The sequence below is a fragment of the Alteromonas sp. MmMcT2-5 genome, assembly GCF_022348315.1.
Lineage (GTDB): Bacteria > Pseudomonadota > Gammaproteobacteria > Enterobacterales > Alteromonadaceae > Alteromonas > Alteromonas macleodii.
Window position 1 is genome coordinate 1 of record NZ_JAKRFB010000097.1, and the last position, 8,521, is coordinate 8,521.

2 protein-coding genes and 4 pseudogenes are annotated in these 8,521 nt (G+C 46.1%); 4 read left to right on the forward strand and 2 right to left on the reverse strand.

Translation table 11 applies throughout. From position 1 onward, the window contains the following. The 4 genes and pseudogenes from MHN09_RS20585 to MHN09_RS20605 all read left to right on the forward strand — a co-directional run. Positions 1 to 718, forward strand: a pseudogene (locus MHN09_RS20585) (IS21 family transposase); the annotation flags it as partial. Between the two features lie 8 nt (positions 719 to 726). Further along, positions 727 to 1,473, forward strand: a complete 747-nt coding sequence (gene istB, locus MHN09_RS20590; protein WP_187448069.1) for an IS21-like element helper ATPase IstB — start codon at positions 727 to 729, stop codon at positions 1,471 to 1,473. Between the two features lie 254 nt (positions 1,474 to 1,727). Continuing rightward, positions 1,728 to 1,934: pseudogene (locus MHN09_RS20600) on the forward strand (IS110 family transposase); the annotation flags it as partial. A gap of 294 nt (positions 1,935 to 2,228) precedes the next feature. Further along, positions 2,229 to 7,442, forward strand: a complete 5,214-nt coding sequence (locus MHN09_RS20605; protein ID WP_187447802.1) for a tetratricopeptide repeat protein — start codon at positions 2,229 to 2,231, stop codon at positions 7,440 to 7,442. 159 nt (positions 7,443 to 7,601) lie between these two features. Here the strand turns inward: MHN09_RS20605 and MHN09_RS20610 are convergent. Together MHN09_RS20610 and MHN09_RS20615 are read right to left on the reverse strand one after the other, a co-directional pair. Continuing rightward, positions 7,602 to 7,859, reverse strand: a pseudogene (locus tag MHN09_RS20610) (integrase core domain-containing protein); the annotation flags it as partial. A 19-nt stretch (positions 7,860 to 7,878) separates the two neighbouring features. Continuing rightward, positions 7,879 to 8,433: pseudogene (locus tag MHN09_RS20615) on the reverse strand (IS66 family transposase); the annotation flags it as partial. Positions 8,434 to 8,521: the final 88 nt, after the last annotated feature.

Here is an 8,521-nt window from a genome sequence, read left to right on the forward strand (position 1 = left end):
ACGGGAGTGCTTTTACACTTTAGCGGGCCTTAACGCACGTATCAAAGTGTTAATGGAAGAGTTAAATAATCGGCCGCAGCGCTTACATCCAGGCTCTCGTCGTGAGCAGTTTGAACTGCTCGATAAGCCCGCCTTGATGGCACTACCTGGGACTACGTATGAGTATATCGACAGTAAACGGGCGAAGGTGGGGCCTGATTACCATGTGTTGTATCAAAAACACGCTTACTCTGTACCGCACATCTTAGTGGGTAACACGGTGACCATCGAGGCGAGTGGCAGTGTGGTCAGCATATATCATCACAATCAACTGGTGACACAGCACGCTAAATCAGCAAAAGACGGTGGCTTCTCAACCCAGAAAGAACACATGCCCGATAGCCATGTAAAACAACGCTTCAGTGCAGAGCGCTTACTGCACTGGGCCGAGAATATCGGTGTGGGTACGCGCGGTGTCGTGCAGTGGCACATCCATAGCCGACAACACCCAGAGCAAGCGATTAAAAGCTGCCTAGCTATCCTAAACCTCACTAAACAACATGGTGCTGCGCGGCTGGAAGCCGCTTGCCAAAAGGCATTGCTGCTAGAACGCCCGCACAGAAGCGTAGTAATGAACTTACTCAAACATCACCAAGAAAGTGTACCGAGCACGGCGGTCGAGCAAGATGAACAACCTGTTACCCACCACAATATCCGCGGCCAACATTACTATCAATAGGATAACTCATGACACAATCTCAACTACAAGAGCAACTGCGTAGCTTACGGCTTGGGCACTTCGCTCAAGCGTTACTGCAACAACAAAGCCAAGCGACAACCTTTGATGAGATGAGCTTCGAGGAACGCTTGGGATTACTGGCACAGCACGAAATTCACTGTCGTCAAGACAGCAAAGTGAAGCGTTTACTGCGCCAAGCAACCTTGCGCTTAGAAGCTCACGCCAGCCGATTGGAATACCGTGCAGAGCGCGGTTTACGAAAAGATAAAGTCGCCACACTATTAAGCGGCCAATACTTACATCACGCCCACAACATTATCGTTACTGGTGCAACGGGGTGCGGTAAAACGTACTTCGCTTGCGCATTAGCCAGGCAAGCCTGTGAGCAGCATCATACAGTGCGATATTACCGACTTGGGCAACTTCTTGATGAGCTGAATATCGGCCACGCCGATGGCAGTTACCGACAACAGCTTGCGCAACTGGCTAAGAAAAAGCTACTCATCTTGGATGACTGGGGCATGGAAAAACTAAATGCACGACAAGCTAATGACTTACTCGATGTAATGGAAGAGCGCTATCAAAACACCAGCACTATCATAGCAAGCCAACTGCCCGTTACCGAATGGTACAAACTCATCAGCAACCCCACTGTGGCAGATGCATTACTCGACCGTTTACTGCACAACAGTCATCGAATTGAACTGGCTGGCGAATCAATGAGAAAACTAGACCAATCCGATCACTTAAGGTAAAACTGGCAAGGACGAAAAAGAAGAAGAAAAAGTGATCGGATAAAACCGAAACGACCGATCGGATTCACCGAAATACGCAGTTTTAGGCCTAATTTCGCCCCTCATCCGGGCTATTCCCTGGTTTCAGACAGATCTTGGCTGTCGTCGTAACATCTGGTCTACTTTAAACAGGTTCGCCAAGGTGAATAGCATGGCTAACTGTGAGTCATTTTTCGTCAGCCCTTTATAGCGTGCTTTGATAAAGCCGAACTGACATTTGTAAGCGAGGTTATAAAGAGCTTCGAGCCTTGTTTATTCATGCAGCTAGGGCGGTGATGTCACGACCCTACAAGACAGGAAAAGTCTATGGTGAGTGGCTGATGAACTTACGCGCTACAAAGCCATTCAACGTTGTTACCGTCGCTTTGGCGAATAAGCTCGCCCGAATCGCATGGGTGGTCATGAAGACGAGGCAGGCGTTTAACAGCAACGGGTTTGCAATGATAAAAGTGATGACGAAAACGGTAGAACCACTGGATAAAAACCTGACACAAAAAACAGCTTACAGAAGCTTTGGCCTTTTTTGAGGATAATCCAGCGCGGATCTCATCGTGGAGCGGGTTGCGAAAGCGCCTAATCAGACTCCGAATACATTAGCGCATAACCAACCCCGTTATCGAAGTTTATTATTGCAATAACGAGGCGGACCATACATTTTTGTAAAGTAAGGTCGTATACGACACTTACCTGTAATCAAAGTACAACGAGGATGCATTGTGGAAAATATTCATCAGGATTTTATAAGAGATCTTAACGAAGCCACTGAGACGACATTACTCATCGAAGTCTATAAACGGCATGTTGAGGCAATGAGACGTCACAATGAGGCGTTTGATGAATATGCTGTATGCCGCGATGTCTTTGATGAAAAACTCACTGACAGGCAAACCAATGTCATTCGTGTCGATGCCAAAGCAGATCAGCCTAATCAGTTAATGTCTCAGATCTACGCGTTAGTCGGCGCAGATTTGAAGCAACGTGCATCCATTGATGCTGCATTAAAACTTGCCATTCATGTGTCGACAATGGGGCTATCTGAGCTGGTAAACAGCAGTATTTCAGATGCGATCTCTAATACGGTCAACGAACTGGTTGATGGCATTGGCAGCAAGATCACCGACTTTATCTCCTCCCGCGCGGAAGCGGAGCTGGTCAATGCGGCCGGCGACAAGTCATTGGAAGCAATCGAAGGCACAGACGCGACGAACGTCAAAGGAATGGAGCTGTTTTTAAGTCACGACGCCAGAAAACAATTACTGGAGTTGGCTTCCAGCGCTCCGGATGTGTCAACGCCACATGAAGCGATGCAATACATCGTCAAGCTGATTGAAGTATTGGGAATAGGTGCGCCAAAACTGATTGTGATAAACGATCCGTTTAGTCTTGATGTCGCGTCCTTGGCGCTGTGCTCATTGATGTTATCCCATGCCAAAGATAAAAAATTACAGGGCGAAACCTTTCCGGTATCCATTGTATTTAACTATACCCATCACCAACCGTTCGATAAGACCGATGACGCTTCAAAACAAGGAAGCCTTATAATCCGACTGCGTCATATGGTGCAGCGCTACGGCATGCTTGAAAAACCCGGCACCAACATCCCGACACCCGCGGTGAATTCATCTGTTTTTGTGGGGCGACATGACGAGCTTGCGTCGCTCAGTCAGCGCCACCATGCGTATATGGAAAGTGTGATAAATCGCAGCGACATCGCCCATCATTGGGAACTGATAAGCGGTGAGCCAGGGGCTGGTAAAACGGCGTTGGCAAACCAACATATCAGTAGACTCTCTGACTATGATGATAAAAAGGATACTGCACAGATACGGTTACGCCTGCTTAATCAAATCGGTCACCAGTCACAAAATACAGGGTTGGCATCACTGCTGCAGTCGATACAGCGCGAAGCGCTGAGGTTAACCGAGTATTACGATGCGCATAACAGCTTCCTCTATAAGGTGGTAAAGAACAAAATTGATGAATTTCGCGATGTCGGCGATAACATCAAAGAGATCTTCACCAAAGGCTCAGTCAGCAGCGATAACGTTCACGCACTGGCAAAGTCGATTGCCTCAGCAACGCACTACGGCACCCTCTTTGATGCGGCTAAGTCAGCAAAAAACAGACTGTCCATGGACCGCTACGCGAACGCGATAGGTGAGTCAATAAAAAAGGAAAATAAATCTGAAAAGGAGCAGCAGTTTGAAAGACTGTTAGCGGCGCTGTCGAAGCTGAAGCGACTGACCAGGGAAATCCATCCCGACGCGAAAACGATGCCAATCATGTTGGTCATTGATGATATCCAGTGGATAGATGAGCTGACTGCCGAGTTTATTACTGAGTGGCTAATGCCGCGTTACAGTATTGAGTTTGTGGGGACCTGTCGACAAGCGGATGCCGCGTTGTTAAGAAAAAAGACGAGCGACCAGCATGAGACTCGTCCCTTTACACGCGCATTGCTGTCGCTATTCGGACTGACAGAAGATGATGTGTCGACAACGTGCTATGAGACCAATATTAAGGGGATGGCTCGAGGCACGCTGACGTCACTGATTGAAGCGGTGTTCAGTAACCCGGATAAACGTGATGTCTCCCCTATCAGCAGCGCATTAATTGCACAGCTCAATGAACGCGATAATGAGCATGTGAACACGTTGTTTGCGATAGAAACGCTTAATCTTTTAAGCGATAAAGGTTTTTATCAGGATAAGGATGTTACGCCGTTATTTATTGAAACCACCCGCGGCCAGTATTCAATAAACAACATTCCGGCGTCAGCGTTTCAAAGCTGCATTGATACTGTATTTGGGCAGCTTAAGGACGCCTACAATGATGCGTTTGCCCAGGATGAGATGAAGCAGGATGCAAACATAGGCTTTACGTTATCGTCCTATGCGGTCATGGAAGAGCGGCTTCATATCCTAATGCAGTACTTGGGCGATTTCGGGGATATCGCTAATTTTACGCTGCAGATCGCATCCATGATTTCCGCGCCGTTTAGTTCACAGTTAGTTGACGATGTTATTGCGCATCTGAGGGGCCTGGATGAAACCGCGCACCCTGAATTGGCGCCGCTTATTAACATGTTAAAAAAGCAGCCCGAACGGCATTTATCCACCGAACATTATCAGATCCTTGAAGAGGTGCTGGAGATTGTCAAACGTGTCAGAAACGAAGACATGCATACCTTTACGCACAATCTGTATACCACCTTTTTGCGTCAAAGTTGTCTGAATGTGCTAAAAGATACGCTGGGTACATCAGATAAGAAGATCATCGGTGAATGTATTGCCGTCATTGCTCAATACCTTCATCAGCAAATTGAAAACATCGAGTTAACACATGATGCGACGACACGGACATATCAAAAAACAATTTACCTCACCAAGTCGCTGAGCGCGCTGCTGCAATTTGCCCATGACACATTTGGTATGTTTATTCATGAAAGAATACATATCACGTACGGACTTGCCGTGATTCTGGGAAATATGAACAGGTATAGCGAGTCATTAGAAGTGTTTGATGAAGTTGAGAAGCTTTGCAACGTGCTAGAAAGTAGCGATGAAAAACAAGAAAACGTCGCCATGATTTTTGGTGAGGAGTTTAACTTGGAGCAGGCATCCATTGATATCACAGAAGGTAAGATGGATGTCTGTCATTTTCTTGGTAGGCATGAGGATGTGAAAGCACTGTATCAGCGCGCACGCAATATGGTGGAAAATAACACTCAACTATCTGTCGACGAAAAAGATAGCCGTATCATCGGACTGCTAAACACCTTAGGCAATTCTTATAATAAACAGATTCAAGTAAACCATGCAATAGCCGTACAGAAAGAAGCCATGGAGATGGCAGAAAAGCTGTATCAGCGCGATCCAGAAATTCATCAAGATATCTACGTTAAGACTTTGTTTGGGATGGCAAAAGGACACTTAGCCGGCCTGAATTACCAGGCAGCTGCGCCCTTTGCTTTGCAGGCGTTTGAACAAACTAAACAATTAGCTGATGCAAATAGAAGTGCCTGGCTGGGTGGTTTTGTTAATGCCGCAATACTTTACGCGTCTATATGCAGTAAAACAGGAGAAAATGCTCAGTCTATTGACGTGCTTACGCAGTTACTACCCATCACTGATGGCTTACAACAAAGAAATCCCGATATCTGGCTTGAAGACCATGCTTGGGTTGTACACACACTGACAATGAGCTATCTACTTGCCGGCGCAATGCCAAGTGCAAAGCAAGTCATAGAGTCAGTGATGCCGCTGCTTGAATCTGAGAAAGAAAAATCAGCAGAATTGCCCGGTCACTATCTCAACGTGAAAGCTATGCATATGACATGCCTGCTAGGGACCGGTGACAAAGAGGGCGCGGTGCGGGTAGCGGAATCACTTATCTCTTTGACCAGAGAGGAGCAGTTGGCAGGTCGCAGTGATATTGCATCTACCGTGAACACACTGTTGTCATGTGCGTCGGCTTTTCTCAGATACAAGATGTTCGAAAAAAGTGAAATGCTCATTGATGAGCTCATCACGATGCTTGATGAGCAAGAAGAGATAGAAAGTTATCATGCCTACATGAAGCTTCAATCGTTTGCTTTGCTTGCAAATACACTGCTTGAAAAAGGAGAGATCGATAACGCCGTCAGTATTGTAAAAAAGGACATTATCCCTTCTTTAGATGTCACGTTCTCCATGCTCAAGGGTGTCGAAATGGAGTACGTCAGTGTTTTATCTGCCAGTGGCAAGGTGTTAAGAAAAAACAATGACATTGAGCAGTCAGAACATCTTCTGTTAAAGGCGCTCAATATCATTGAGAAGGAAGGCGACGTTTTTGAAGTGTCCACACTCACCGCGCAAACCTATTTTCAAATCGCGAAGCTCTACCGTATAACCAAAGATATGTTACGCGCCGAGAAATTCGCCGAAAAAGCACTTTCGAACTGTGACGATATACTTTTAATGAATAGCGCTGCGTTCGATAGCCACCATACTGCGCTCAGTCTGCTTCGAGACATCTACTGTCAAACAGGAAGAACGGAGGAAGCAATCACCCTGTACCAGCGATATACAGACACGTATTTTGCGTATTTTGCCAAAGCGCCAGTGGAACACGCACGAAAGGTTGAAGACTTTTTCGTTAAGCTGGGCAATATGCAACATTTAATGAAAGATGAAAAAGGCGCTCAACACAACAACCTCACCGTGTGTTTCAATAAGTATTGGGGACTGCAATTAACTGAAACTAAAGAAGGCATACCGGAGTGCGTCAATGCGGTATTCGGCCTGCTTCAGGCTATCTACGACCGAAGTGATGACAAACTGTTTTGGTCACTTGCGGTTAAGCATATTAGAAAGCTAACTGCGTTAAGTACAGAGATATGGGCAGGTCATTTGGTAGGAGCAAGCTTTAGTCATGCGAATCTGTACGTGGAAGATGATAGAGAGGAGATGATCAAAACACTTTATGAACTCGTTAAGGATATGGAAAAGTTTGCTCTTGATGAGCGCGAGGATACAAAAGATAAATTTAAAATGGCGTTATTCCTCGTTGTAAACGAAATGGATTTCGATGACGATCTTGATGAGGCACAAAGATTGGCCGAGCGATATCTCGATATCAATGACAATGCATTTAACGAACAATACGCTGACGTGATGATGATGCTTGTTCGCATCTCTTATAATCAACACCGTATTGAAAAAACGGACACCTTGGCAGGCATTCTTGAGAGCGAGCTTCACGAACACCAGGAGCTCGAATGGGTACCAGCTCAGCACGCGATGCTATATATGCTGTGGACTAATCTCCTTGATGATCAGGATAGAAATAATGAGGCGGCTGTGAAAATCAAAAAAGCGGACCAGATTATTGAAAAACATGGCCTGCATGACTATCGCAGTGGCACAGATCTGTGGGATGACTACCTATGAAGGTATTAAAAGCGAAAATTAGGAAAAGCCAAAATTAGCGACTATAGTTGTTATCGTGTTACCGAGTTGCATTGGTATCTGGAGATCTTGCCCGTCTATGACGTGTATTAGCTCAGAGTTGATCTGACAGTTACCCGTTTTTCAGGTGTCGCTGTCAGATTAGATTTGAGCCAAATTCTTTTCAGCCCAGATCTGTTTCCCATCGACTAATGTTTCAATTGGCGTTCTGCCACAGCACATTTTGCTCTGATGAGTTCGTTCATTGTTGTAGTAATCCATCCATTCGTCCAGATCTTTCTGGAGTTCTTCGAATGAGCCATACAGTTTCTTGCGGAATGTGACCTGGTAAAACTCATTTAATATCGTCTTATGGAAACGTTCACAGATACCGTTTGTCTGCGGTGACATCGCTTTGGTTTAGTAACCGTCTGCTGATCTACACCTTGCCCGATTTAACATTCCAGGGCAACAGGGCTTCGACATTGTCTGGCGATGCGGCTAAGTGTTCCAGACAATGCATGATGTAATCAAATGGGGTTAAGCCATTGGCCTTGGCCGTCTCAATGATGCTGTAAAGTATCGCACTGGCATTGGCACCGCTTGTTGCGTTGTTGAACAGCTAATTCTTTCTGCCAATGACAAAGGGCTTGATGGCTCTCTCGGCGCGGTTGTTATCGATGGCCAGGTTGCCATCATCGACATAGCGAACCAGTTTATGCCATTGATTCAGACTGTAGCCAAGCGCTTTACCCAGTGCAGTTTTGGGTGGTAACTGCAAAGCCGATTTGTCCAGCCAGGTTTTGTATTGGTTGAGCAGGGGAAGTGATTCGGTTTGCCTGACCTGATACTTCTGCTTTGCTGACTGGCCTTTGAGGCGGGTTTCAATCCGGTATAACATCTGGATATGGTTCAGTGCTCAGTTGGCTTTACCGGTTTTAGCCTTTGCTTGTGCCACTTCGGCCTCTTTGAACTTGCGTCTGGCATGGGCCCAGCTTGCGACAGGCTAAGCCTGAGAATAAAGGAGGTAACTATGCTGTAACCAAAATTATTCGTTGAATTCCAGAGGGTTCAACTCCCTC

What these genes read in the sequence shown, in the direction of transcription:
- istB (WP_187448069.1), top strand. Translation starts at nt 727, where the DNA reads ATGACACAATCTCAACTACAAGAGCAACTGCGTAGCTTACGGCTTGGG.